Origin of the sequence: Georgenia sp. EYE_87, assembly GCF_023148685.1 — a bacterium.
Classification (GTDB): Bacteria; Actinomycetota; Actinomycetes; order Actinomycetales; family Actinomycetaceae; genus Georgenia.
Genome location: NZ_JAHXNL010000036.1, coordinates 1 through 1,088, shown reverse-complemented (window position 1 = coordinate 1,088; position 1,088 = coordinate 1). Strand labels below are relative to the sequence as shown.

General features: G+C 76.6%; 1 protein-coding gene and 1 riboswitch. The gene reads left to right on the top strand.

Features of this window, described 5'->3' with window-relative positions:
- Positions 1 to 59: 59 nt before the first annotated feature.
- A riboswitch (cyclic di-AMP (ydaO/yuaA leader) is annotated at positions 60 to 249 on the top strand.
- Positions 250 to 253: 4 nt separating this feature from the next.
- Positions 254 to 1,069 carry a C40 family peptidase gene (locus KZX45_RS19765; RefSeq protein WP_248259471.1) on the top strand — a complete coding sequence of 272 codons (816 nt, stop codon included), beginning with the start codon at positions 254 to 256 and terminating at the stop codon, positions 1,067 to 1,069.
- Positions 1,070 to 1,088: the final 19 nt, after the last annotated feature.

Genomic DNA, 1,088 nt, shown 5'->3' with positions numbered 1-1,088 from the left:
GGGTTCGCGCTAGCGTCTGGACCGCTTCGCGAGCCCTCCTCGTGGAGTCTCCGGGCGGGATGCCGAACCCTGCCGCCGTCCGGGGTCGGAGCGAGATCCCGCGGCAGGGACGGGGGACCCAAGTGTTCGTGGCCCGGCCTGACGGTCGGGTCTTGGGGTGAAGTGCGGTCCGGCCTGGTGCCGGGGCGTGCCGGGCGTTCTCCCGCCCGAACCCGACAGCTCACCTCGTAGGCAGCCAGGAGAGGCCCAGACTTTGACCAGCACCGCCACCGTGCCCGGCGCGCGCCACCGCGCGGCCCGTCGCCCGTCCACCCCGCTCACGTCCCTGGTCTCGGGCCCGGGGGCCCGCCGGTCGCTGCTGACCGTGGCGTCCTCGGGGCTGGCGCTGACCATGGCCGCGACCACCGCGGCCGCGGCCCCGCAGTCCTCCACCACCCAGGCCCTGCCCCAGGTGGACGTGACCTCGCTGACCTCCGAGGCGCTGACCGCGATGGTGACCACCCCCTCGGTCAGCGTCCCGGCGGATGTGTCCTGGTCCGTCGAGGCCGTCGCCGCAAAGGCCACCCCGGCGCCCGAGCCCGAGCCCGAGCCGGCCCCGGTGGTCCAGCGGGAGTCGGCGACCTCGCGCGACACCGCCCGCGCCCCCCTGACCGAGGCCGCGCCCGCGGCCGCGGCGGCCCCGGCCGCGCAGTCCGCCCCGGCCCCCCAGGCGGCCCCGGCCCCGGCGGCGTCCGCGTCCGCCTCGGCGGTCGTGAGCATCGCCCGGCAGTACATCGGCGTGCCCTACGTCTCCGGCGGGGCCAGCCCGGCCGGGTTCGACTGCTCCGGGTTCACCCAGTACGTCTACGCCAAGGTCGGCATCTCCCTGCCGCGCACCTCCGGCGAGCAGCGCTACGCCGGCACCCAGGTCTCCGCCGCCGAGGCCCGCCCCGGCGACCTGGTCTGGGGCCCGGGCCACGTGGGCATCTACACCGGCAACGGCCAGCACATCGCCGCCCGCAGCCCGGGCACCCCGCTGTACGAGTCCCCGATCTACATCTCCAACCCGATCTTCATCCGCGTCGGCTGACCGACGCCACCGCACCCCC